This window comes from Vibrio sp. MA40-2 (genome assembly GCF_047302445.1).
In the GTDB taxonomy this organism is placed as follows: domain Bacteria; phylum Pseudomonadota; class Gammaproteobacteria; order Enterobacterales; family Vibrionaceae; genus Vibrio.
The window spans coordinates 1,091,320-1,116,529 of the sequence record NZ_CP178628.1 but is presented as its reverse complement, the minus strand read 5'-3'; the positions used below and the strand labels follow the sequence as shown (position 1 = coordinate 1,116,529).

Sequence of the window (25,210 nt, the reverse complement as noted above, 5' to 3'; positions counted from 1 at the left end):
GTTACTTACTCCAATTTCTTGAGCGTTCTACTGCCCGCTTCCATGTTTCATATTGTTTACAACGGAGGGTTTGCTCAATCTGAGGAGAAAACACCGTCTTGTTCCTACCAATGCTAAATGCATCTTTTTCTGTCTTCCATAGACCTATTCCTAAACCAGCCAGAAGAGCGGCCCCAAGACTGGTTGCCTCTACATTCCTAGGTCGAACAACATCAACACCAATCTGGTTGGCCTGAAATTGAAGGAGTAAGTCATTCTTAGAAGCACCACCATCTACAGCAAGATTCTTAATCTCATATCCGGATATTTCTTGCATCGCTGTAACAAAATCACATACGGAATAAACGATGCCCTCTAATGTTGCCCGAACAATATGGCCTCTTGTTGTACCAGGGGAGATACCGAGAATAGTGCCGCGAGCATAGGAATCCCAGTACGGTGCGGATAAACCAGTTAATGCAGGAACAACATAAACCCCACCATTATCATCAACCTTAGATGCAATCGATTCTGACTCTGAAGATGAATCAATGATCTGTAATCCATCTCTCAACCACTGAATAGCAGAGCCAGTACAGCCAGCATAACCTTCCAATGCATAATGTGTTTTACCATCCTTACGCCATGCTATCTGACAAACAATTCCACTATTGGTATCTATTTTAGGTTCTTCACCAATCAACATATCTAAGAATGTACCTGTGCCATGAGTGCATTTAATCATCCCTGGTTCAGTGCAGCCTTGAGCAAATAATGCGGCGTGTTGGTCAGCAATAACACCCGAAATAGGTACACTCGCTCCCATAACAGTTTCACTAGTCAAGCCAATATTCGCAGAGTCATCGCAAACAATTGGGAATAACGATAATGGAATACCCAAAGCATCAAGCCATTCCTCATACCATTCATCGTTAAGTAGATCATAAGAGCCCGTTACTGAAGCATTCGAAGCACTTATTACATGTACCTCTCCCCCTGTTAGACAATAGATAATCCAAGAGTCAATCGTGCCGAAGGCAAGTGCTCCTTTTTTAGCTCGGTGACGAATTAGAGGTTCATTATTCATCATCCACTCAAGACTTAGGCTAGAATATACTGGAGCTAAAGGCCAACCCGTTCTGCTATATACTTTTTCTCCCCATTCAGATGCTAATTCCTCCGCTCTACCGGCGGTCCGAGTATCTTGCCAAACGATCGCTCTTGTTATTGGTTGACCTGTTTCTCTATCCCAAACCACGGTGGTTGCTCGTTGATTCGTTATACCAATACAGGTGAGATCGTTCATTTTGATAGATAGACTAGCTAAAACCTGTTCTACCATTAATTTAGTCGCTTCCCAGATCTCTGTAGCGTCTTGTTCTACTCTGTCTGGTTTCGGATGATAATTAGGAAATTCAGTATATGCCTGCGCTAGAATGTGGCTACGTTCATTGTAAATGAGTGCTCTAATCCCAGTGGTACCTGCATCAATAACTAATATGAATTTATTCATAAGTGATCTCCTTTACTTTTGTAGTTTATTGAAAAACAGTCGAGACAAAAATTAGCCCAGAAGTTACTGGCCAGATAGCACTCGCGGGTGGATCGATATGCGTATCGCCGCGAATCAGCCAAAACCGTGCAAAGGCTTGACCAACAATGGCAGCAACCAAACCAGCTAGAGATCCCACCATAACAACCATCGCATCACTATCAATAATCTCTATGAACAACGATACAGCGACGGCACTCACTAAGGTAATGTGATGAGTTACTGGAACTAGGATATTCACAGAAAGAAATAGCAACGATGTCGCTGAAATTGCAAACCCTAAAAGAATGACACCAGGAGCATTAGGATAAGCACGCAGTAATTCAAAGGAAGCCCACGATGACATTGCACCAATAAATACACCCAACAATGCCGTCATAACAAAAGAATCTTGATACAATAACCAAGAGTGACTTCCACAAGGCGTATATTTATCCATGCCTTTTTTACCATCACAGTGTTGGCCTACAATACCGCATTTGCTATAAATTAAACGTACTACAACCGCAGAAATTACAACGGTTAAAGCAACTGAATCGGTATTTTCTCCAACTCCATCTATAGAAGCGATAACAGATTGGCACACATATCCAAACACACCAAATCCAGCACCAACTAATAGTACGCTTGGCTGACTTAAGCTCACTAGCGGAGTTACAATATCTCTTCCATTATCTAACCAACCTTTTTTAGCAGCATAAGCGGCTGCGGCAACACCTCCAGCAAATGAAATATGCGGTCCAAAGAATGGGCCTAATCCAATTAAGTTTAAAAAGCTAGCATCGCTACTTCCGATTAAAATAGCGATTCCAATTAAAATAGCGATTCCTGCAAAAACGAAGGCGACCAAACCACCAAAAGCTGCACCTAAAAAGCCACCAGCAGCAGACCCGATTATTCCTATGAGGCTCATATTGAAAAAACCTTCCATCATTTTGTCCTTTTTCACGTTATAAAATTGTGGCTGAATACCAACTCGTTATTATTTGTGTAAAGTCGCAAACCACTGATGTATATATCTGGTAGACGTAGGTATCTACCAAATATATTTAATTTTTAATCAAGTCCCAACTTTCCAGGGTTCAAAATTGCATTTGGATCTAACGCTTGTTTTAGTTTTCGAAGAATAAGGTGGGAGTCCCCTATTGAACGTCGGCTGTAAGGTGAACGAGCAAGACCACCGCCATGATGATGAGAAAGCTCAGCACCGTGCTCTAAACATATCTCCATAGTTGTCTTCCAGATTGCCCTCAATGTCTCAACACATTTTTCGTTGTCTTCTTCTGCGCCAAGCAGTATCACGTACATTGAAGTGCCCTGAGTGTATATATGTGAAAAATGAGAAATCACTTCATCAGCAAGAGGATCTAGTGCTTGTTTCAGATCTTTCCACAGGTCATGAATTGAGTCCCAGTTATGCGCAATCTCGATGGTTTCACCAAACCCACCTTTGGTTGCTAACAAGTTTTCAACTGTTGAAAAGTCATAACGTCTATCCATCCACCCTTGAACTCCTTTGGCTCCAATAGCCTGACCTCCATGCTTCACTACTATGTGATTTAGCACATTTTGTTCCGCCTCGACCATAGGAGTTAACCCTCTACTACCAAGAAAAATAACTGGGGTCGCAAATAATGTGTCTTGCATTGCATGCTTAGCCTCTTCTGTATCGTAAAGTCGAACAAGAAATGGCTTAAGATTAGCCGCAGCTATTTCACGCATCATCGCCAAGCCATCCATTACTGTTGGCACTGCATAGGTCATAAGAGATTCAGCTTCTTGAATTGGAAATACTTTCAATGTTACTGAGGTGATAACCCCAAGCGTTCCTTCAGAGCCTAAGAAAATTTGTCGTAAGTCAGGCCCCATAGCTGCTCTTGGGTTAGCTCGTAGTGGCATTTTTTCACCAGTAGCGAGAATAACATCATACCCAACCACCAAATCTTCAATACCACCATACAAAGATGAAAATTGACCTGTCGCCAAAGTAGCCAACCAACCTCCAACCGTTGAACGATATAACGATTGAGGGGAATGACCTAGTGTCCACCCTTGTTTCTGAAGTAAATCTTCAAGATCACCACCATTGAAACTACAAGTCGCTGTAACCGTCATATTTGCTTCATTTACCGTAAAGCCACTTGGAATTTCAGAGATATCTAAAACTATCCCACCTTTAGTTGGTAAAGGTTGCCCTGTTACAGAAGAAGCTAAAGCACGAACCGTAGTAGGGATTTTTTCTCTATTAGCGATATCTAATACCTTACAAATATCATCATCGCTTTCGGCTCTGACAACGATATCAGCCATATTGGGATGTTGATCAAGCAAGTTAAGTTTGGTCATCAACGGCCATGTATCATGACTGCTTGCTTCAAGATCTTTTTTCGCCGTAGAGACTTTGTGCTCACCAAGCACTTTCTTGAGTTCAATTACTATATTTTGATAACTAGACATAATTTCCTTTCTCTAGAATTGGCGCATACAAAGAAAGTTGTAATGCGAGCCATTAACAAAACTCCAATTACGGAGCAATCAATAAATTGACTATTGATCGATTGGACGTTATTGTCAATATAGAAATTAAAAAACGAGAACTGACTCTATTTACCAGTTAAACACGCTATCTATGACGACAAATGAAAAATCAAAGCCAAAAATGGACACTATCGAATATGTTGACTGACTTAGACCCTAAATATAAAAGCTCGGAACTGGCAAAATCAGCAAGCTCGATTATTAAGAAATGCGCTCATAGAGGGTTTTGCAATGGTACCTGCCCAACATTTATTGAATTGAGTGATCAACACTCTGGCCCAAGAGGACGAATTTATTTGATCAGAGCGTTTCTGGAAGGTAAACGTTTATCGTTAAAAGAAAGAAACCTGTTAGATTTGTGCATTACTTGTAGAAGTTGCCAGACAACCTGCCCCGCAAATATTGAATTTGGCCACTTAATAACTATCGCTAGAACATTAATAGGCAAAGAGTACCCAAGGCCTTTGCAAGAGAAAATCGTTCGTTGGCTTCTTCAGAAAGTACTTCCCTATAAAAATCGTTTTGCTCTGGCTTTAACTACAGCAAGACTATTAAACCCGTTATTACCACGCTCGATGTCAGAAAAAATCCCATCGAAAGAAAAATCATTAACAAAAAGAAATAGCAAAAAAAAGAGATTTGTTTTACTGCTAGAGGGATGCGCACAACCATCAATTACTCCAAACACCAATATTGCAGCAATAAATGTTCTTAATCGACTAGGTATTTCTGTAAAGAAAGCCCAAAAAGTGGGCTGCTGTGGAGCTATCCATTTGAGTTTAGGTCACCTTGAAAAAGCGAAACAGTTAATGAAAAACAATATAGATGCATGGTTACAAGAGATCGAAAAATGGCAAGGGATCAACAATGGTGCCGAAGCTATTCTATCACTCTCTTCATCCTGCGAGCTTATGCTTACAGAGTACGGGAAATACTTAGCCGATGATCTAGAATATTCTAAAAAAGCACGCAAGATCAGCTCACTGGTAAAGAACATTGGCGAAATACTACTTGAAGAAGATCTTGCTAATTTCGTCGTTTCAAAAAACGAACATAAAGTAGCACTCCATTCTCCATGTTCATTAAGAAATGGGTTAGAAAAACACCAAATCCCAGAAGAACTATTAACCAAGTTAGGGGTAACAATAGTTAAGACAGAAGATAACCATATATGCTGTGGCGCCGGTGGCACCTATTCTATTCTGCAAACAACAATGAGCCAAAAATTATTGAAAAACAAAATTACAGCTTTAAATTTCAATTCTCCAACTAAAATCTTAACCTCTAATGCTAGTTGCCAGTCTCATATTGCTTCAAAATCTAATCTCCCTGTGACACATTGGATAGAACATATTGAACGCATGTTAAGCGAAAACTCAATTTTTTAAGTTACCGCTGCGTAAATAATATTATCAATATTTGATAATGCATAATCCAATACATTATTTTAACGCTTCTAATATTGAACAGTGGCTGGCATCTTTTTCACTTTGTCCGCAGCATGCATCATTTATCTTCTTTAGCGCGCTGCGAATTTTGCTCAACTCTCGAATTTTTTCATCGATCAATTCCAGTTTGGCGGAAGTGATGTTTTTTACTTCTGCACAACTGTGTAGCGTGGCTTCTAAACGAATATCCAAAAGTTCTTTAATCTCATCTAAACTCAAACCAAGTTGTTTCGAATTTAAAACAAAGCGAACTTGTTCAAGACTGGTTTCCGAATACAAGCGATAACCGGATTCACTGCGTGAAGTGGGATTAATAAGCCCATTTTTCTCATAAAATCGAAGCGTATCCGTTGTCACTCCACTTTTTTTTGCCAATTCACCAATCAAATACATACTATTTTTTTCCTTCGTTTTATCTTAAAAACCGACCAATTTAATTATTTTTGTGAAGCCAATCGATTGCGCGAGCATTTTAAGTACAAATTGGGTAGAATACGCGCCATAAAATCAGCAAGTATTATCGCTGCAATCGTTACAAACATATCTCTTAATCAATCACTCTGTGAATTCGAGGAAAATGGAAGCAATGAATAACGCCCGCCCAATCCGTCGTGCCCTAATTAGCGTATCAGACAAAACTGGTATTGTTGAGTTCGCTCAAGCTCTTTCTGACCATGGTGTCGATATTTTATCTACTGGAGGCACTGCTCGCTTACTTGCAGAACAAGGCATTTCAGTAACTGAAGTTTCTGATTATACAGGTTTTCCTGAAATGATGGACGGCCGTGTAAAAACGCTTCACCCTAAAGTTCATGGCGGTGTTCTTGGCCGTCGTGGTCAAGATGATGCTGTTATGGCACAACACGGTATCGACCCTATCGATATGGTGGTTGTTAACCTTTACCCTTTTGCTGAAACAGTGGCCAAAGAAGGTTGTACATTAGCTGATGCAGTAGAAAACATCGATATTGGTGGCCCAACGATGGTACGTAGTGCAGCCAAAAACCATAAAGACGTTGCTATTGTTGTTAATGCATCTGATTATTCTCGCGTTATTTCAGAAATGGATGCGAATGAAAAATCATTAACATTGGACACTCGTTTTGATCTCGCCATTGCTGCATTTGAGCACACTGCCGCATATGATGGCATGATCGCCAATTACTTTGGCACCATGGTTCCTTCTTATGGTGATAATAACCAAGACGACCAACCTTCCCCTGAAAACAAAAGCAAGTTTCCTCGTACTTTCAACCAGCAGTTCGAGAAAAAACAAGATATGCGTTATGGCGAAAACAGCCATCAAGCGGCCGCATTTTACGTTGAAAGCAAGCCTGAAGAAGCTTCTGTTTCTACTGCGCGACAAATCCAAGGTAAGGCTCTGTCTTACAATAATATCGCCGATACTGATTCGGCACTGGAATGCGTAAAAGAGTTTGTAGAACCAGCTTGTGTTATTGTTAAACATGCGAACCCTTGTGGTGTGGCACTTGGCAAAGACATTCTTGAAGCTTATAACCGCGCTTATCAGACTGATCCAACGTCTGCCTTTGGCGGTATTATTGCGTTTAACCAAGAGTTAGATGCAGAAACTGCAAAAGCGATTGTTGAGCGTCAATTTGTTGAGGTGATTATTGCTCCAAGTGTATCAGCTGAAGCAATTGAAATTGTTGCAACTAAGAAAAACCTTCGTTTACTTGAGTGTGGCGAATGGACAACAAAAACAACTGGTTTTGATGTTAAGCGTGTCAATGGTGGTCTGTTAGTGCAAGATCGCGATCAAGGAATGGTTTCGCTAGATGATCTAACCGTTGTTTCTAAACGTCAGCCAACAGAAGCAGAATTAAAAGATGCTTTATTCTGTTGGAAAGTCGCCAAGTACGTGAAATCCAATGCAATTGTTTATGCAAAAGGTGATATGACCATTGGTGTTGGTGCTGGTCAAATGAGCCGAGTTTACTCTGCAAAAATTGCTGGTATTAAGGCGGCAGATGAAGGTTTAGAAGTTGCCGGAAGTGTAATGGCGTCTGATGCTTTCTTCCCGTTCCGTGATGGCATTGATGCGGCGGCTGAAGCTGGTATCAAATGTGTTATTCAGCCTGGCGGATCTATGCGAGATAACGAAGTTATCGAAGCAGCTGACGAGCATGGCATGGCGATGATATTTACCGGAATGCGTCACTTCCGTCACTAATCGCTATAAATTGTTAATCATCAAAAATGATACATAGCCCTAGAGATCAACCTGAACTCTAAGGTCAAATTAGCTAATAGTTGCTCCCTTTTGTGAACAGGGAATAATTAAGGATGTAAAAATGAATGTATTGATTATCGGTGCGGGTGGTCGTGAACATGCACTAGGTTGGAAAGCGGCACAAAACCCTGGTGTTGAGACAGTTTACGTGGCTCCGGGTAATGCAGGTACCGCACTTGAACCCAAGTTGTCGAATGTTGCTATTGCAGTAGAAGATATCGATGCTTTAGTCGCTTTTGCTAAAGAAAAATCGATAGAACTCACTATCGTTGGCCCGGAAGTACCGCTAGTACTTGGTGTGGTAGATGCTTTTAGAGAAGCAAAGCTGCCTATTTTTGGTCCCACCAAAGCCGCAGCACAGTTAGAAGGTTCAAAAGCATTCACTAAAGATTTCCTAGCTCGTCATGATATTCCAACGGGTTGGTACGCTAATTTTACTGAAATTGATCCTGCTATTGCCTATGTTAGAGAAAAAGGCGCGCCAATAGTTATAAAAGCAGATGGACTCGCTGCGGGTAAAGGGGTAATTGTGGCAATGACGCTTGAAGAAGCGGAAGAGGCCATTAAAGATATGCTGGCTGGTAATGCCTTTGGTGATGCAGGCAGCCGTGTTGTTATTGAAGAATTTCTAGAAGGTGAAGAGGCCAGCTTTATTGTTATGGTTGATGGTAAGAGTGTGTTACCAATGGCCACCAGCCAAGATCATAAACGTGTTGGCGATAAAGATACCGGCCCGAATACTGGCGGTATGGGAGCTTACTCTCCTGCGCCTGTGGTTACACCAGAAATACATGAACGTATTCTACAAGAAGTCATTTATCCAACAGTTCGTGGTATGGATGCAGAAGGGCACCCTTATACAGGCTTCCTGTATGCGGGATTAATGATTAGTGCTGATGGTACACCAAAAGTGATTGAATATAATTGTCGCTTTGGTGATCCAGAAACGCAACCTATCATGATGCGTATGGAATCTGACCTGGTTGACCTTTGTTTAGATGCCATTGACGAAAACCTAGAAAATGCTGAGTCTTATTGGGATCCTCGCGCATCTATTGGCGTCGTTTTAGCAGCAGGAGGCTACCCAGCTGACTACCAAAAAGGTGAGGTTATTTCGGGGCTTCCGGATAGTGAGCAACTAAACGATAAAGAGAGCATGATAGAAGAAAAAATCTTCCATGCTGGCACCAGTGAAAAAGACGGTAAAATAGTCACTAGCGGTGGGCGTGTACTTTGTGCCACTGCACTTGGCAATACTGTGTCAGAAGCTCAAGAACGTGCTTATAAGCTTGCAAAACAAGTCAGCTGGAATGGCATGTTCCATCGCAATGATATCGGCTACAGAGCAATAGAAAGAGAGAATAAAAAATAATTTCTTTCCTTCCATAAAAAAAGCGCTCAGGCGCTTTTTTTATGGATTTTGTTAGTCAGGTTTAGCTGATGCTTTATTTATCTTCTCTAGATTTTTATTTTCTTCTAAAAAATATAAGCGTTTAATTACTCTTCTATAAGAATAGGCGGCGTCACGCACTCATGATCATCATCATCAAGCATTAATAAATCTGTCACGACTAATTTCCCTGAAAAGCTAGATCCGGTAAAAGCAGCATAACTATCTAGGCTTGCTAAACGGTCGACCACAAAACTAGGTAATGTCTGATTAAATTCAATTTTATCGTATTTATTATCGGAGCAATCGGTAAATTGCTCACCATCCCAATAGCCTTGTATTAATTTAACACCATTTTTACTCCCAACTTCGGTGGATATCTTCACTGATACCGCTTCATTTTTTAGTTGGGTAATCTGTTTAGGAGTAAAAGGAAGCACCTTACCATCAAGCCTGTATTGTTGGTAAACCGCCTCTCCATCTTGGTTAAAACGCAAATGTACCTTAAATGGCACTAGTTCATTAGATGCTTGAAGAGTTATTCCTTCGCGAACGATTTCTTTAACGCGATTTTCTCTCCAGCGATAGTTAGACTGATACCAACCATAATCTCCGGACGTAACCACATCTGTCGCTGAATAAGGCATATCTAATCGCTGGGTATACCAATAAAAACTGGTTGAATCGCCTGCCGTTTGTCCGCCAGTAAAAGTGGTAAAACGTTGGCTATTATTCTCTATTGAGCCTGAGGAACAGCCAACAATAAAAGAACTGGTGAGTATAGCTAAAATACATTTTTTCATAATGGGAATGACACCGAACAGTAATTTGTTCGGTGTCGACCTTAATTATTTGACTGAATCTTTCAGTGCTTTACCAGCAACAAATGCAGGAACATTAGCGGCTGAAATTTGAATCTCTTCGCCGGTTTTTGGATTACGGCCAGTACGTGCTGCACGGTGATTCACTTTGAATGTACCGAAACCAATTAGTTGGACTTGGTCACCCTCTTTTAGTGTTTCAGTTACACTAGTAAGAGTTGCTTCAAGAGCAGATTTTGCTTGTGCTTTAGATAGATCCGCTTTTTCAGCGATAAAGTCGATTAATTGGGTCTTGTTCATAGGTTTCCCTTCTCATTTGTTATCAAATTGATTCCACTGTAATGCATAAAGGCCCCGTCTGGCAAAGGTTTGTAGGTGAAGTTTTCTTTAAAAGCTAAATTTTTAACCAGAATATGGGCAATAACTCACAAATTGATACAGTTTTTTATATTGTAACCCTCTAAAAAATAGCACTAACGTTAATAAATACAAGACGTAAGGACTATAATATCAGCTATATTGACCAATATTTATTGATAATTTACACAGGAAACCCAAGAAAATTTTATGCTCTTACTGACGATATATATCGCTATTGCGATTGGTGTTTCATTTGTTTGCTCGGTATTGGAAGCAATACTGTTAAGTATTACCTCTAGTTACTTAGCACAACTGAGGCAAAAAAATCACCCATCTGCACTCAAACTAAGTCAACTAAAAGAGAATATAGACCGACCTTTAGCTTCAATTTTAACCTTAAACACCATTGCTCATACTATTGGCGCTGCTGGAGCTGGAGCTCAAGCTGCTACGGTATTTGGCAATCAGTGGTTAGGTCTTTTTTCTGCATTATTGACCCTAGGGATTTTACTGCTTTCAGAGATTGTGCCAAAAACGATAGGAGCAACCTACTGGCGACAACTCGCGCCATTGGCAGCCAACATATTGGAATGGATGGTTTGGGCTCTGACGCCTTTTGTTTGGTTATCAGAGCAAATTACCAAGCGCCTTGCTCATGGCCATGCTCCGCCAAAATTACGTGATGAAATCTCTGCTATGGCCATGCTAGCAAGAGAACGAGGCGAGTTTAATGAAGGAGAATCAAAAATACTAGATAACCTACTTTCTCTACGTGATGTTCCAATTACTAAAATAATGACACCTCGGCCAGTTGTTTTCAGAGTAAAAGCAGAATTAACAATTAATGAATTTATAGATCAGTATAAAGATATTCCCTTTTCTCGACCGCTAATCTATAGCCAACAAAAAGATAACGTGCTTGGGTTTATTCACCGACTTGAACTATACAAACTACAACAATTAGGCCATGGAGAAAGGCAACTAGGCGCGATAATGCGCCCGATCAACGTATTACTAAACAATACTGCACTACCTAAAGCCTTTGATCATATGTTGGCTCAACGCCTTCAATTAATTTTAGTCGTCGATGAATATGGCACTATTCAAGGCATTGTGACACTGGAGGATATCTTCGAGCATCTTTTAGGAGAACAAATCATTGATGAAGCAGACCGAACCACTAACATGCAAGAGTTAGCTTATCAACGGTGGGAAACATGGAAGAAGATGCATGACGTAAAAGTCAGCCGTGATGATAGTGATTAAGTTAAATAATAACTTAATCACTATTCCTGGAGTAACTTAAAGTGCAAGGCCAATATTACTAATGCCTTCCTCTTTAATTTCTTGGCGTAAATCTTTGATTAACTCTATATCTCGCCTTTCTGCTTCAATAAGCGGTCGATAAATAGCCCATTGAACATCCCATTCGGTACAAACCGCTGGGTTGTCTTTTTGATTGTCATTGGTGATGGGCTCACTACCCTGTGCTTCTTCTAATTGACTGACCGTCGTGACAGATATTTCGCTAACTGACAGCATATTTTCAAATAGATAGTCTCGATCCAACAAGCCATGCAGTAACGTAGATAGAGCTTTACAAGCATCAATTGCAGGGTAAACCGCATAAAAATCAAAATCTTCTGAATCTGGAATAAGCACTTCTAATTTTTCTAACTGGCGCTCAAAGTTAATTTTTGCAGTTTTAACCGTCATCAATTCCCAAACACTATCGAGAATATCTCGATATATACGCGCTTCGGCAAATTCTGTATTCTCACAGAACACGACATAATTGGGGTACATGCGTTCACATAAACAAGCCATGAAGGTAATTTGCTGCCAAGGCTCGAACTTTTCTAGGCGTACTTGAAGTGGATTCTGTAACATAACCGCTCTATGGTTTAAAAATAATCAGCTGCAGTGTACTCGATTAAGCAAAGGGAAAAAAGAAAACAGATGGATAATTTCAACAACAAACTACGAATTTTAACCAAAAGTGATAGCGTTTATCTTGAGCTATTTGAAAAGGCCAATTTACCAGATTTAATCATTACTGAAAAAAACACTAATGCTGATATTGTGCTTGCCGCTCCTCCTATGTTAGCTGACTGTATTGATACATTTCCTCATATGAAATGGGTTCAGTCTACTTATGCAGGTGTCGATCCTTTAATGCATCCAAATTTACGACAAAATTACCAGCTAACTAATGTGAAAGGTATATTTGGCCAACAAATTTCTGAATATGTTCTTGGCTATTGCATAGAGTATTTTCGTCATTTTAATCTCTATCGGCAGCAGCAACAGCAAAAATGCTGGCAACCACACGCGTATAGCACTTTGGCGGGAAAAAAATTATTAATTTTAGGCACGGGTGCAATTGGTAATTACTTAGCAAAAACCGCAGCAGTACTTAATTTACATTCGATAGGAATTAATCGTAGCGGCATTCCGCCTAAAGAATCGGCTTTTGATCAAACGGCCCACTTTGAGCAATTGGACTTATATTTAGCCGATGCTGACATCATTGTGTCTACTTTGCCTGGGACAACACAGACAAAAAACATGTTTGACCAGACCTTTTTTTCTCATTGCCGTAATGCTTTATTTTTCAACGTAGGTAGAGGCAATTCCGTTAACACAGCTGCACTTATAGAGGCTTTGGAAGGAGATAATATATCGCATGCTTTTTTAGATGTTTTCGCTAACGAACCAATTTCAGAACAATGCTCTTATTGGCATAACGCCAAAGTAACGATTACTCCACATATCGCCGCAGACAGTTTTCCAGAGCAAGTCTTTGAGATATTCTGCGACAATTATCTAAAATGGCGTGATGGATTCCAATTAGATAATCGAGTTGATTTTGATAAAGGTTATTAACCCTTTAACATTAAAAAGCACTAATGATTTTCCATTAGTGCTTTACTACATTACATAGACGATTTGTCATCGCAACCGTTACTAATATTATTTATGGTAAGGCTTAGATAATTTATGAACGGCGTCTACAAATACACCGGCATTCTCTGGTGGGACATCCAGATGAATCCCGTGGCCTAAATTAAATACATGACCAGTGCCTTCATCACCAAACCCTTTCAAGATAGTAGAAACTTCGTCTTCTATACGTGGTGCAGATGCATAAAGTATTGATGGGTCCATATTACCTTGTAAGGCAACCTTATCTCCTACACGCGCTTTGGCATTTTCAATATCAATTGTCCAATCTAACCCAACGGCATCACAACCTGTAGCGGCTATTTGTTCTAACCACATTCCACCATTTTTAGTGAATAGGGTAACAGGGACACGACGGCCATCATTTTCACGAATCAATCCATCAACGATTTTTTGCATATATTGCAAAGAAAACAAGTTGTAATCTCTAGGTGTGAGAACACCACCCCAAGTATCAAATACCATAACCGATTGAGCACCGGCTTTAATTTGAGCATTGAGATAATCGATGACACTGTCCGCTAATTTATCCAATAATAAATGCAGTGTTGCTGGCTCTGCATACATCATTTTTTTAATTTTGGTGAACGCTTTAGAGGTACCACCTTCAACCATATAGGTGGCTAACGTCCATGGGCTTCCAGAAAAACCAATAAGAGGCACTTGCCCTTGCAAATCTTTACGTATCTGACGTACTGCATTCATTACATACTGAAGTTCGCCTTCAGGATCAGGATTACCGATTTTATCTACATCTGCTTTACATGTAATAGGGCGTTCAAATTTTGGCCCTTCACCTGTATCAAAGTGCAAGCCTAACCCCATCGCATCTGGAATGGTTAAAATATCAGAAAACAAAATAGCTGCATCTAGAGGAAAACGGCGCAAAGGTTGAAGTGTTACTTCAGAAGCCAATTCAGCATTTCGACAAAGTGACATAAAATCGCCCGCTTGAGCACGCGTTTCTTTATATTCCGGTAGATAACGCCCGGCTTGACGCATCATCCAGACAGGGGTGTAATCTACAGGTTGTTTTAATAGAGCGCGTAAATAGCGATCATTTTTTAATTCGGTCATTTTGCATTTCCAATTTGAACTTTAAGTTTTCCAAACGCTTATTCTAACATTGTTAGAGCAAGCTGCGACACAAGCTTTGAGCCCTAGATCATGTTCTCAAGTTTTTAACCGCTAATTCTTTTGCGTCTCACTAACCGGCATGCTACAAATCTATCGCTAGCGAAAACTATAATAAACTTAGGTAATTAAATACCTAGATATCTCATAACGACATCTTACTTACCCCCTCCGTTTACGGAGGGTTTTTTTTATGCTTTTTTCTGTTTTATATTGTCGATGGTTTTATCTATTAACGCACGCGCAATGGTGCCTTTAGGTGCTATCGGTGGTATTTGTTCTGGTGTAAACCATTTTACATCCGCAAGCTCAGAATAATCAGGCTGAATATCTCCTGATTCGTAGTCGGCTAAAAATCCAACCATCATATTAGTAGGAAAAGCCCATGGTTGGCTGTCAAAGTAACGAATGTTGTTAATGTTTAGTCCGGTTTCTTCTTTTACTTCTCTGGCAACGCATTGCTCTAAGGTTTCACCTACTTCTAAGAAACCAGCAATGACTGTATACATTCCGCCTTTGTGTTGTGGGTGCTGAGCCAATAAGATCTTATCTTTGTTTCTTACTGCCACGATGATACAAGGAAAAATTCGCGGATAATGTATTTTACGACACTCTCCACATTGCATTGCAATTTCATTATGATTTAGAAAATTTCGTCCACCACACTGAGCACAAAATCGTTGTGTTTGAGTCATATGACCATATTGAATAGCCTTACTGGCCAATAAGAATAACGCTTGCGGCATCAGTAGATGTTCTCTAAGAGATGACATTTCTAGTGGTTGATCAACATCCGCCTCATTAAGCCACATAACGTTGCAATTATCATATTTGCCGATACAAATCGCTTTTTCTTCTGGTAAGTTAAAATCCTTCGCATCACCAAATGGGATTTGGTCATCCACTAACCAAAGTGAACTGGCACTTACGACTATCCAGTAGGCGCCAAGTTCGTTATCTTTAACACTATTTTTTAACATCCTTTGACCTCGTCACTTGAAGTTAACTTATTTTACTGGCAATCTAAATTCATACCAGAATTAGTTTCTATGCAATAGAAGTACATATTGCTTTTGGTATCAAATAGATAATAATTTTATACGCCCCTGTAATGGGATTGTCGATTGTCGCAATGAGCGCAATCTGATCATGAGGGACATGGTCATGTTAAATAAGTTTAAAAAAGTACAAGAACAGTGGGGTGGATCAAGCGAGGTTATTGATCATTGGCTCGATACACGACAAGTAGTTATTGTCGAATATTGTCACCTTGCAGCACTAAGCCCAAATTTGAACAAGAAAGCAGTAGAACGACTTCCTACTCCTCAAGAGTTACAACAATTTAGCCAACACTTAGTAGATTATATCTCTGAAGGTCATTTCAAAATTTATGAAATGGTTATGGATAAATGGAAATCTACCGGCTTCTCTCCAACCGATGAGATCAACCAAACATATGGGAAGATAATTCTGACCACCGACCCTCTGCTCAACTTTACCGACAAATATGCAGATGTAGGCAGAGACGATACTCTGGATGATTTTGATAGTGATTTGTCGTTAATTGGTGAAATTATTGAAACGAGGTTTGAAGTGGAAGATAACCTTATTCAATTAATTGCCGATAGTTTATCAGTCCCACCAGGCGCGTAAACTAATCATAATATTTTAGTATACTTAAACCTAAAGTCGAATTGAGTAGAGAACGGAGGCAATTCAAATGCCCATCTCTACTTTTATCTTCAGGTAATATCATATTTTACCTGTCTCGTTATTTTTACTTGCCCTTTCTGCTAACCAAGCAACTAAATGAACAAACAGCAATATGATTCCGCATACAAGGCTAAGATAAAAACCGGTACATACTGTCCCCAAGTATGTTCCAACTAATGCAGAACTTACCCACGGAAAAATCAGCTCCACAGTATTAATAGCAGCAAATCCCGCATAAAAATCGATAATAGAAAATAACTGTAACGGTATTCGAAGGCATGTACTAATAGTCAGCTGTTTGCTCAGCTTGACATAACCGTTCTTAGCAAGATAAGTGTCTAATAAAACGTAAATAATAATCCAGGTCGCAATCCCTAATATTATACCTGATACAACAAATTCTCCCGAGTTCACTGCAACGTTAAACGCGTATATCGAGTTTGCGACAACTATCAATACCCACTTGATTAATATATTCATAGGCAATTTACTTTCAACGCTCCATTGAACTTATGCTTTTTGACATCAAAAGTTTATATAGATTATGGTTTTTTGACATAACATGAGTGGATTTTTTTCCGCTTCTGTTTGCCAATCACTAGGTAAATTCATTAGGTGAAAACGTGAAAATCCAAACGAAAAAAAAGCACCCGAAGGTGCTTTTATTGACGCTTTGTTAATACTTATTCTTCCGAAGAAAAACCAGCATTAAGTAGTGCGGCAAGATTATCTGTTGCTTGTTCAGCGGATGGGGCTTCTGGACCACCACCTTCACGTAATTTCTGACGTTCTTGGTGATAGGCAAAACCAGTACCTGCTGGGATCAAACGACCAACAATAACGTTCTCTTTTAGACCACGTAAATCATCGCGCTTACCAGAAACAGCGGCTTCTGTTAGCACGCGAGTCGTTTCTTGGAACGAAGCGGCAGAAATAAACGATTCTGTTGCTAGAGATGCTTTGGTAATACCCAGTAGTTCGCGTTCAAAACGTGCTGGCTCTTTACCTTCCGCTTCTAGAGCACGGTTAGCAATCTTAACGTTAGCGTATTCAACTTGTTCACCAGCAAGGAACTCTGAGTCACCTGCATGAGTGATGGTACACTTACGTAGCATCTGACGAACGATAGTTTCGATGTGCTTATCGTTAATCTTAACGCCTTGCAAACGGTATACTTCTTGTACTTCGTTTGCAATGTAAGAGGTTACCGCGCGAATACCACGTAAACGTAGAATATCATGTGGTGTTTCTGGACCGTCGGCAATAACATCACCACGTTCGATCTTCTCACCTTCAAATACGTTTAGCTGACGATGCTTAGGAATCATCTCTTCGTAATGCTCGCCACCATCTCTTGTAATAACAAGACGACGCTTACCTTTGGTTTCTTTACCAAACGACACTGTACCAGTGTGTTCAGCAAGAATTGCAGGCTCTTTAGGCTTACGAGCTTCAAATAGATCAGCTACTCGAGGAAGACCACCGGTGATATCTTTGTTTCCACTCGATTTCTGTGGAATACGAGATAATGTGTCACCAATACCCACTTCTGCGCCATCTTCGATTTGAACAATCGCTTTACCTGGCAAGAAGTAATGAGCAGGCATATCAGTACCAGGGATCATTACATCTTTACCTTTCGCATCAACAAGTTTGATAGCTGGACGCATATCTTTACCTGCTGTAGAGCGAGCAGCTGGATCGGTAACTTCACTTGAAGAAAGCCCAGTTAAATCATCAGTTTGACGAGTAACTGTTACACCATCAATCATATCCACATATTGGATACGACCTGCCACTTCGGTAATGATTGGCATGGTGTGAGCTTCCCAGTTAGCAACGATGTCGCCAGCGGTAACGTCTTGGTCATGCTTCTTACTCAGCATAGAACCGTAAGGAAGTTTGTGCTTCTCTTTCGTACGACCGAACTCGTCAATAATAGTTAGTTCAGATGCACGAGAAGTAATGATAAGTTTGTCATCTTTATTAATTACGAACTTAGCATTATGAAGTTTAACTGTACCTGTTGTCTTAGCTTGAATGCTGTTCTCAGCAGCCGCTGTCGAAGCAGCACCACCGATGTGGAACGTACGCATGGTAAGCTGTGTACCCGGTTCACCGATAGACTGAGCAGCAATAACACCAACTGCCTCACCTTGGTTAACAAGGTGACCACGTGCTAGGTCACGACCATAACATTGAGCACAACAACCAAAGTCTGCATCACAGGTTACTACAGAACGTACTTTCATACGGTCTACAGAGTTTTCTTCCATGATTTGACACCACTTCTCATCGATCAGAGTGTTACGTGGAATCAATACATCATCAGTACCTGGTTTTAGTACATCTTCAGCTACAACACGACCTAATGCTAACTCAGAAAGTGCAACTTTAACGTCACCACCTTCAATGTGCGGCATCATATCGATACCTTCATGAGTTCCACAGTCATGTTCATGCACAACAACATCTTGAGCAACGTCTACTAGACGACGTGTCAAATAACCGGAGTTTGCTGTTTTCAGTGCCGTATCCGCAAGACCCTTACGAGCACCGTGCGTAGAGATAAAGTACTGAAGTACGTTCAAACCTTCTTTAAAGTTTGCTGTAATCGGTGTTTCGATGATTGAACCATCTGGTCGAGCCATCAAACCACGCATACCAGCAAGCTGACGAATCTGTGCTGCAGAACCACGAGCACCGGAGTCAGCCATCATATAGATGCTGTTAAACGATTCTTGTTGTTCTTCTTCACCATCACGGTTAATTACTGTTTCAAAAGAAAGGTTATCCATCATAGCTTTCGCAACGCGGTCGTTGGTCGAAGCCCAAATATCGATAACTTTGTTGTAACGCTCACCCGCAGTAACAAGACCAGATTGGAATTGTTCTTGGATTTCGCGAACTTCTTCTTCTGCTTCAGAAATTTCAGTGTATTTGGCTGCCGGAACAACCATATCGTTGATACCAACAGATACACCAGAAAGCGCTGCGTATGCAAAACCTGTATACATGATTTGGTCAGCAAAAATAACTGTATCTTTAAGACCAAGCTTACGATACGCCTCATTTAGAAGGGTAGAAATTTGTTTCTTTCCTAGCTTCTGGTTAACAAGGCTAAATGGCAATCCTTTTGGTACGATTTGCCAAAGCATGGCTCGTCCAACAGTGGTATCAACCATTTTAGTGTTAGTTGTGCTGTCGCCATCTTCATCAACAACGGTTTCAGTGATTCGAACTTTAACGCGAGCATGAAGTTCAGCCGACTTAGTACGATAAGCCTTTTCTGCTTCTGCTGGTCCCGCAAGGTACATGCCCTCGCCTTTAACGTTAATCTTGTCACGAGTCATATAATAAAGACCCAATACCACATCCTGAGAAGGTACGATAATTGGATCACCTGATGCTGGAGACAAAATGTTATTTGTCGACATCATCAGTGTACGTGCTTCAAGTTGCGCTTCCAAAGTTAGAGGTACGTGTACCGCCATTTGGTCACCATCGAAGTCAGCGTTATATGCCGCACACACAAGTGGGTGTAGCTGAATTGCTTTACCTTCGATAAGTACTGGTTCAAACGCTTGAATACCAAGACGGTGAAGTGTTGGCGCACGGTTTAACAATACTGGGTGTTCACGAATAACGTCATCTAGAATATCCCAAACAACCGCTTCTTCGCGCTCTACCATTTTCTTCGCTGCTTTGATCGTCGTTGCCATGCCACGAGTTTCTAGCTTGCTGTAGATAAATGGTTTAAATAGTTCAAGTGCCATCTTCTTAGGAAGACCACACTGGTGCAGACGTAAATATGGACCTACTGTAATTACAGAACGACCAGAATAGTCAACACGTTTACCTAGTAAGTTCTGACGGAAACGACCTTGCTTACCCTTGATCATATCAGCAAGAGATTTCAATGGACGTTTGTTAGAACCAGTGATCGCACGACCACGACGACCATTATCTAAAAGCGCATCAACGGATTCTTGTAGCATACGTTTTTCGTTACGTACAATAATGTCCGGAGCTGCAAGCTCTAAGAGACGCTTCAAACGGTTGTTACGGTTAATCACACGACGATATAGGTCGTTCAGATCCGACGTTGCAAAACGCCCGCCGTCCAGTGGAACTAGAGGACGAAGATCTGGTGGAAGCACTGGAAGAACAGTTAAAATCATCCATTCTGGATTGTTGCCAGAAGTAATGAATGCTTCAACAAGCTTCAAACGCTTAGTGATTTTTTTACGCTTAGTTTCTGAGTTAGTTGTCTCAAGCTCTTCGCGCATTTGCTCAGTTTCAGCATTAAGATCCATGGTAGAAAGCAGATCTTTGATCGCTTCTGCACCCATCTTAGCAGTAAACTCATCACCCCACTCTTCTAGACGATCTAGATACTCATCTTCTGTAAGCATCTGACCTTTTTCTAGATCAGTCATACCAGGCTCTGTCACTACGTACATTTCAAAGTAAAGTACGCGCTCGATATCACGCAATGGAATATCCATCAATAGACCGATACGAGACGGAAGTGATTTTAAGAACCAGATATGGGCAACTGGAGACGCAAGTTCAATGTGACCCATACGGTCACGACGAACTTTAGTTTGTGTAACTTCTACGCCACACTTCTCACAGATAACACCACGGTGTTTTAAACGCTTATATTTACCACAAAGACATTCGTAGTCTTTAACTGGTCCAAATATACGCGCACAGAAAAGCCCGTCACGCTCTGGTTTGAACGTACGATAGTTAATCGTTTCAGGTTTCTTAACTTCACCAAAAGACCATGAACGGATCATGTCAGGTGATGATAGACCGATTTTGATAGCATCAAATTCTTCGGTCTTATGCTGTGCTTTTAGAAAGTTTAATAAGTCTTTCACAATCAGCTCCTGTAAGGAGTTAAAAGGAACTCGTCAGATGGGCTAACCAGTCAATAACGAGAACCTTTCTACCGATAACCCTGTTACCTTCCTATAATTATTTTATAGGAAAACGGGATTACTCTTCGTCTTCTAGCTCGATGTTGATACCAAGTGAGCGAATCTCTTTCAACAGTACGTTGAAGGATTCAGGCATACCAGGATCCATACTATGGTTTCCGTCTACGATGTTCTTATACATCTTAGTACGGCCATTTACGTCATCGGACTTAACGGTCAACATTTCCTGTAGTGTATAAGCGGCACCGTATGCTTCTAGCGCCCATACTTCCATCTCACCGAAACGCTGGCCACCGAACTGAGCTTTACCACCTAGTGGTTGCTGAGTTACTAAGCTGTACGAGCCTGTAGAACGTGCATGCATCTTGTCATCAACAAGGTGGTTTAGTTTAAGCATATACATGTAACCAACGGTTACAGGACGCTCAAATTCATCACCAGTACGACCATCAAATAAACGTAACTGACCAGATTCTGGTAAGTCACCCAATTTCAATAGTTCCTTGATTGAGCCTTCTGGCGCACCATCAAATACAGGTGTTGCAATCGGCAAACCACCACGAAGGTTATTTGCTAATGTACGAACTTCATCATCAGAAAGCTCTGCGATATTTACTGTCTGACGTGTGTCACCAAGATCATAAACCTTTTGCAAGAATTCACGGAAACGAGCAAGTTCTTGCTGCTCCTTGAGCATTTGGTTGATCTTGTCACCAATACCTTTAGCAGCTAGACCCATATGAACTTCAAGGATCTGACCGATGTTCATACGCGATGGAACCCCTAGTGGGTTCAATACGATATCAACAGGTTGACCTTTTTCATCGTATGGCATGTCTTCAACAGGGTTAATCTTAGAGATTACACCTTTGTTACCATGACGGCCGGCCATTTTATCACCAGGCTGAATACGACGCTTAACCGCTAGATAAACTTTAACAATCTTAAGAACACCAGGAGCTAAATCGTCTCCTTGAGTGATTTTACGACGTTTGTTTTCAAACTTCTTATCGAAATCTGCTTTAAGCTCATCCCACTGCTCAGCTAGTTGCTCAAGCTGTGATTGTAGCTCATCGTCTTCTAACGTTTGTTCTAGCCATTGTTTACGGTGGATAGACTCAAGCTTAGCTTCAGAATAACCGCCTGACACAAGTACAGCTCTAACACGCGCAAGTAAACCGCCTTCTAGAATCTCAAATTCTTCGGTGAGGTCTTTCTTCGCTTCTTTTAGCTGCATTTGTTCAATTTCAAGTGCACGCTTATCTTTTTCCACGCCATCACGAGTGAAGACTTGAACATCGATAATCGTACCTGAAACAGAATTAGGCACACGCAATGATGTATCTTTAACATCCGATGCTTTTTCACCGAAGATAGCTCGTAAGAGTTTTTCTTCAGGAGTCAGTTGAGTTTCACCTTTTGGTGTTACTTTACCAACAAGAATGTCGCCACCCTTAACTTCAGCACCAATGTAAACGATACCCGACTCATCTAGTTTAGATAGAGCAGATTCACCTACGTTTGGAATATCAGCTGTGATCTCTTCTGAACCCAGCTTGGTATCACGTGCTACACAAGATAATTCTTGTATATGAATAGTAGTAAAACGGTCTTCTTGAACAACACGCTCAGATACAAGGATTGAATCCTCAAAGTTGTACCCGTTCCATGGCATAAATGCCAAGCGAATGTTTTGACCAAGCGCCAATTCACCAAGGTCTGTTGAAGGACCATCAGCAATAACATCACCTTTTGCTACTGGCTCACCAGGCAATACGGTTGGACGTTGGTTAATACATGTGTTCTGGTTAGAACGCGTATATTTGGTTAAGTTGTAAATATCGATACCAGCTTCGCCAGGTACTAATTCACTTTCGTTAACCTTAACTACGATACGAGATGCGTCAACTGACTGGATCATACCGCCACGTTTTGCTACTGCTGTAACACCAGAATCGACAGCTACATTACGTTCAATACCTGTACCAACAAGAGGCTTATCAGCTCGTAATGTTGGAACGGCTTGACGTTGCATGTTCGCACCCATTAAGGCACGGTTCGCATCATCGTGTTCTAGGAACGGAATAAGCGATGCAGCAACAGATACAACCTGATTGGTTGCAACGTCCATGTAGTTAACTTGATCACGTGGGTGAAGACCAGATTCGCCTTTTTGACGAGCGGTAACTAATTCTTCACTAAACGAATTCGTTTCAGTCAAGGCAGAGTTTGCCTGAGCAATAATGAACTGACCTTCTTCAATAGCAGATAGGTAATCTACTTCATCAGTTACAATTCCATCAACTACACGACGATAAGGTGTTTCTAAGAAACCGAAATCGTTACAACGTGCAAAAGCAGACAACGAGTTAATTAGACCGATGTTTGGACCTTCAGGTGTTTCGATCGGACATAGACGACCATAGTGAGTTACGTGAACATCACGTACTTCAAACCCTGCGCGTTCACGAGTAAGACCACCTGGACCCAATGCAGAAATACGACGTTTGTGCGTTACTTCTGATAATGGGTTGTTCTGATCCATAAACTGTGAAAGCTGAGAAGAACCAAAGAATTCCTTAACAGCAGCAGAAATAGGCTTAGCGTTGATCAAATCTTGAGGCATGATTGCGTCAAGATCACCAAGGCTTAGGCGTTCTTTAACCGCACGTTCAACACGTACTAAACCAACACGGAATTGGTTTTCTGCCATCTCACCTACGCTACGAATACGACGGTTTCCTAAGTGATCAATATCATCCACTTCACCTTTGCCGTTACGAATCGAGATAAGTTTTTTCATTACTTCAATGATGTCGGTTTCGTCAAGAATACCTTGCTCACCCGCATCTTCACGACCAATAGAGCTATTAAACTTCATTCGACCAACAGTCGATAAATCATAGCGTTCTACAGCGAAGAATAAGCTTTGGAATAAAGCTTCTGCTGCATCTTTTGTTGGTGGCTCACCAGGACGCATCATGCGATAGATTTCAACTAGCGCAGATAAACGGTCAACGGTGCTGTCAACACGTAATGTGTCAGACATGAATGGACCGTGGTCTAAATCGTTAGTGAACAGAACCTGTAAGTTTTTGTGGCCAGCTTGAGAAAGATTCGCTAATGCTTCTAAGCTAATCTCTTGGTTGGCAGCAACAATAACTTCGCCGGTATCTTCATTGATATAGTCTTTAGCCGCTACTTTACCAACAATATACTCTACTGGTACTTCGATGAACTCGACGCCATCTTTTTCAAGACTGCGGATGTGACGTGCCGTAACACGACGACCGGTTTCAACGTAAACTTTACCGTTCGCTTCAATATCAAAGTTCGCTGTTTCACCGCGTAGGCGATCAGGAACTAGCTCCATCATAAGAGTTTGGTCTTTCACTTCGAAATTAACTTTTTCGAAGAAGATATCCAAAATTTCTTCTGTCGTTTTATCCAATGCACGAAGTATGATAGAGGCAGGAAGCTTACGACGACGGTCGATACGCACGTACAAGTTGTCCTTTGGATCGAACTCAAAGTCTAACCATGAGCCACGATAAGGAATAACACGTGCATTATATAAAACTTTACCTGATGAGTGAGTTTTACCCTTATCGCTGTCGAAGAACACGCCTGGGCTTCGGTGCAACTGGGATACGATAACCCTCTCAGTACCATTAATTACAAAGGTACCATTGTCTGTCATCAATGGGATTTCACCCATGTAGACTTCTTGTTCTTTAATGTCTTTTACTGTACCTGCTGGTGCATCTCTATCAAATACAACTAAACGCAGTTTAACGCGCAGTGGTTTTGAATAGGTGACACCACGAATTTGACATTCTTTAACATCAAAAACAGGCTCGCCAAGACGATAGCTAACGTATTGTAGCTCAGAATTGCCGTTATAGCTCTGAATAGGAAATACAGAACGAAAAGCAGCTTCAAGACCGTATTGTCCTTCGGGATCTTGATCGATAAATTTATCGAAAGAATCCAGCTGGATCGATAGCAAATATGGAATGTCCAAAACTTGTGGACGAGTACCAAAATCCTTACGGATGCGCTTTTTCTCGGTATAAGAGTAAACCATGGGGTTCCTCAGCTCGCTGAT

At 41.0% G+C, this 25,210-nt stretch carries 18 protein-coding genes; 6 read left to right on the top strand and 12 right to left on the bottom strand.

The annotated features are described in order from the left end of the window. Nucleotide 1 precedes the first annotated feature (1 nt). The 3 genes from ACLKML_RS12790 to ACLKML_RS12780 all read right to left on the bottom strand — a co-directional run bounded on the left by ACLKML_RS12790 (nt 2) and on the right by ACLKML_RS12780 (nt 3,988). Nucleotides 2-1,492 carry an FGGY family carbohydrate kinase gene (locus tag ACLKML_RS12790; RefSeq protein ID WP_413285631.1) on the bottom strand — a complete coding sequence of 497 codons (1,491 nt, stop codon included), beginning with the start codon at nt 1,490-1,492 and terminating at the stop codon, nt 2-4. Nucleotides 1,493-1,517: 25 nt separating this feature from the next. After that, on the bottom strand, nt 1,518-2,444 hold the full coding sequence (locus ACLKML_RS12785) for a hypothetical protein (protein WP_413285630.1): 927 nt from the start codon (nt 2,442-2,444) through the stop codon (nt 1,518-1,520). A 143-nt stretch (nt 2,445-2,587) separates the two neighbouring features. Further along, entirely contained in the window at nt 2,588-3,988 is a 1,401-nt protein-coding gene (locus ACLKML_RS12780) for an FAD-binding oxidoreductase (RefSeq protein ID WP_413285629.1), read from the bottom strand. 182 nt (nt 3,989-4,170) lie between these two features. Between ACLKML_RS12780 and glcF the strand changes: the two genes are divergently transcribed. Then, nucleotides 4,171-5,457 carry a glycolate oxidase subunit GlcF gene (gene glcF, locus ACLKML_RS12775; protein ID WP_413285628.1) on the top strand — a complete coding sequence of 429 codons (1,287 nt, stop codon included), beginning with the start codon at nt 4,171-4,173 and terminating at the stop codon, nt 5,455-5,457. A gap of 54 nt (nt 5,458-5,511) precedes the next feature. On the opposite strand, the gene zntR is transcribed toward glcF, so the two are convergent. Continuing rightward, nucleotides 5,512-5,910 carry a Zn(2+)-responsive transcriptional regulator gene (gene zntR / locus ACLKML_RS12770; RefSeq protein WP_413285627.1) on the bottom strand — a complete coding sequence of 133 codons (399 nt, stop codon included), beginning with the start codon at nt 5,908-5,910 and terminating at the stop codon, nt 5,512-5,514. 193 nt (nt 5,911-6,103) lie between these two features. Between zntR and purH the strand changes: the two genes are divergently transcribed. Then, a complete protein-coding gene (gene purH / locus ACLKML_RS12765; RefSeq protein ID WP_413285626.1) occupies nt 6,104-7,711 on the top strand; it encodes a bifunctional phosphoribosylaminoimidazolecarboxamide formyltransferase/IMP cyclohydrolase in 1,608 nt (535 codons plus the stop codon). Between the two features lie 121 nt (nt 7,712-7,832). Continuing rightward, on the top strand, nt 7,833-9,143 hold the full coding sequence (purD, locus tag ACLKML_RS12760) for a phosphoribosylamine--glycine ligase (RefSeq protein ID WP_413285625.1): 1,311 nt from the start codon (nt 7,833-7,835) through the stop codon (nt 9,141-9,143). Nucleotides 9,144-9,268: 125 nt separating this feature from the next. Here the strand turns inward: purD and ACLKML_RS12755 are convergent, their stop codons facing one another. Further along, nucleotides 9,269-9,964 carry a DUF1481 domain-containing protein gene (locus ACLKML_RS12755; protein ID WP_413285624.1) on the bottom strand — a complete coding sequence of 232 codons (696 nt, stop codon included), beginning with the start codon at nt 9,962-9,964 and terminating at the stop codon, nt 9,269-9,271. 45 nt (nt 9,965-10,009) lie between these two features. Beyond that, on the bottom strand, nt 10,010-10,282 hold the full coding sequence (gene hupA / locus ACLKML_RS12750) for a nucleoid-associated protein HU-alpha (protein WP_413285623.1): 273 nt from the start codon (nt 10,280-10,282) through the stop codon (nt 10,010-10,012). Nucleotides 10,283-10,549: 267 nt separating this feature from the next. Between hupA and ACLKML_RS12745 the strand changes: the two genes are divergently transcribed. After that, nucleotides 10,550-11,608 carry a CNNM domain-containing protein gene (locus ACLKML_RS12745; protein WP_413285622.1) on the top strand — a complete coding sequence of 353 codons (1,059 nt, stop codon included), beginning with the start codon at nt 10,550-10,552 and terminating at the stop codon, nt 11,606-11,608. Nucleotides 11,609-11,644: 36 nt separating this feature from the next. On the opposite strand, the gene ACLKML_RS12740 is transcribed toward ACLKML_RS12745, so the two are convergent. Continuing rightward, complete coding sequence (locus ACLKML_RS12740; protein ID WP_413285621.1) at nt 11,645-12,232, bottom strand: YjaG family protein; 588 nt, start codon at nt 12,230-12,232, stop codon at nt 11,645-11,647. Between the two features lie 69 nt (nt 12,233-12,301). Between ACLKML_RS12740 and ACLKML_RS12735 the strand changes: the two genes are divergently transcribed. Then, nucleotides 12,302-13,228, top strand: coding sequence for a D-2-hydroxyacid dehydrogenase (locus ACLKML_RS12735; RefSeq protein WP_413285620.1), 927 nt, complete (start codon nt 12,302-12,304; stop codon nt 13,226-13,228). An 87-nt stretch (nt 13,229-13,315) separates the two neighbouring features. Here ACLKML_RS12735 and hemE read toward each other — a convergent pair whose 3' ends face one another. Together hemE and nudC are read right to left on the bottom strand one after the other, a co-directional pair. Then, the gene (gene hemE, locus ACLKML_RS12730) at nt 13,316-14,383 is read right to left on the bottom strand and encodes a uroporphyrinogen decarboxylase (protein ID WP_413285619.1); all 1,068 of its coding nucleotides are present in this window, start codon (nt 14,381-14,383) and stop codon (nt 13,316-13,318) included. A 248-nt stretch (nt 14,384-14,631) separates the two neighbouring features. Then, complete coding sequence (nudC, locus tag ACLKML_RS12725; protein WP_413285618.1) at nt 14,632-15,420, bottom strand: NAD(+) diphosphatase; 789 nt, start codon at nt 15,418-15,420, stop codon at nt 14,632-14,634. A gap of 178 nt (nt 15,421-15,598) precedes the next feature. On the opposite strand from nudC, the gene rsd reads away from it, so the two are divergent. Beyond that, a complete protein-coding gene (gene rsd / locus ACLKML_RS12720; RefSeq protein ID WP_413285617.1) occupies nt 15,599-16,093 on the top strand; it encodes a sigma D regulator in 495 nt (164 codons plus the stop codon). Nucleotides 16,094-16,192: 99 nt separating this feature from the next. Here the strand turns inward: rsd and ACLKML_RS12715 are convergent, their stop codons facing one another. The 3 genes from ACLKML_RS12715 to rpoB form a co-directional block, all read right to left on the bottom strand. Further along, nucleotides 16,193-16,633, bottom strand: coding sequence for a hypothetical protein (locus ACLKML_RS12715; RefSeq protein WP_413285616.1), 441 nt, complete (start codon nt 16,631-16,633; stop codon nt 16,193-16,195). A 203-nt stretch (nt 16,634-16,836) separates the two neighbouring features. Continuing rightward, nucleotides 16,837-21,042 carry a DNA-directed RNA polymerase subunit beta' gene (rpoC, locus tag ACLKML_RS12710; RefSeq protein WP_413285615.1) on the bottom strand — a complete coding sequence of 1,402 codons (4,206 nt, stop codon included), beginning with the start codon at nt 21,040-21,042 and terminating at the stop codon, nt 16,837-16,839. 118 nt (nt 21,043-21,160) lie between these two features. Then, on the bottom strand, nt 21,161-25,189 hold the full coding sequence (gene rpoB / locus ACLKML_RS12705; protein ID WP_413285614.1) for a DNA-directed RNA polymerase subunit beta: 4,029 nt from the start codon (nt 25,187-25,189) through the stop codon (nt 21,161-21,163). Nucleotides 25,190-25,210: the final 21 nt, after the last annotated feature.

What these genes read in the sequence shown, in the direction of transcription:
- ACLKML_RS12790 (WP_413285631.1), bottom strand. Translation starts at nt 1,492, where the DNA reads ATGAATAAATTCATATTAGTTATTGATGCAGGTACCACTGGGATTAGA.
- ACLKML_RS12785 (WP_413285630.1), bottom strand. Translation starts at nt 2,444, where the DNA reads ATGAGCCTCATAGGAATAATCGGGTCTGCTGCTGGTGGCTTTTTAGGT.
- ACLKML_RS12780 (WP_413285629.1), bottom strand. Translation starts at nt 3,988, where the DNA reads ATGTCTAGTTATCAAAATATAGTAATTGAACTCAAGAAAGTGCTTGGT.
- glcF (WP_413285628.1), top strand. Translation starts at nt 4,171, where the DNA reads ATGAAAAATCAAAGCCAAAAATGGACACTATCGAATATGTTGACTGAC.
- zntR (WP_413285627.1), bottom strand. Translation starts at nt 5,910, where the DNA reads ATGTATTTGATTGGTGAATTGGCAAAAAAAAGTGGAGTGACAACGGAT.
- purH (WP_413285626.1), top strand. Translation starts at nt 6,104, where the DNA reads ATGAATAACGCCCGCCCAATCCGTCGTGCCCTAATTAGCGTATCAGAC.
- purD (WP_413285625.1), top strand. Translation starts at nt 7,833, where the DNA reads ATGAATGTATTGATTATCGGTGCGGGTGGTCGTGAACATGCACTAGGT.
- ACLKML_RS12755 (WP_413285624.1), bottom strand. Translation starts at nt 9,964, where the DNA reads ATGAAAAAATGTATTTTAGCTATACTCACCAGTTCTTTTATTGTTGGC.
- hupA (WP_413285623.1), bottom strand. Translation starts at nt 10,282, where the DNA reads ATGAACAAGACCCAATTAATCGACTTTATCGCTGAAAAAGCGGATCTA.
- ACLKML_RS12745 (WP_413285622.1), top strand. Translation starts at nt 10,550, where the DNA reads ATGCTCTTACTGACGATATATATCGCTATTGCGATTGGTGTTTCATTT.
- ACLKML_RS12740 (WP_413285621.1), bottom strand. Translation starts at nt 12,232, where the DNA reads ATGTTACAGAATCCACTTCAAGTACGCCTAGAAAAGTTCGAGCCTTGG.
- ACLKML_RS12735 (WP_413285620.1), top strand. Translation starts at nt 12,302, where the DNA reads ATGGATAATTTCAACAACAAACTACGAATTTTAACCAAAAGTGATAGC.
- hemE (WP_413285619.1), bottom strand. Translation starts at nt 14,383, where the DNA reads ATGACCGAATTAAAAAATGATCGCTATTTACGCGCTCTATTAAAACAA.
- nudC (WP_413285618.1), bottom strand. Translation starts at nt 15,420, where the DNA reads ATGTTAAAAAATAGTGTTAAAGATAACGAACTTGGCGCCTACTGGATA.
- rsd (WP_413285617.1), top strand. Translation starts at nt 15,599, where the DNA reads ATGGTCATGTTAAATAAGTTTAAAAAAGTACAAGAACAGTGGGGTGGA.
- ACLKML_RS12715 (WP_413285616.1), bottom strand. Translation starts at nt 16,633, where the DNA reads ATGAATATATTAATCAAGTGGGTATTGATAGTTGTCGCAAACTCGATA.
- rpoB (WP_413285614.1), bottom strand. Translation starts at nt 25,189, where the DNA reads ATGGTTTACTCTTATACCGAGAAAAAGCGCATCCGTAAGGATTTTGGT.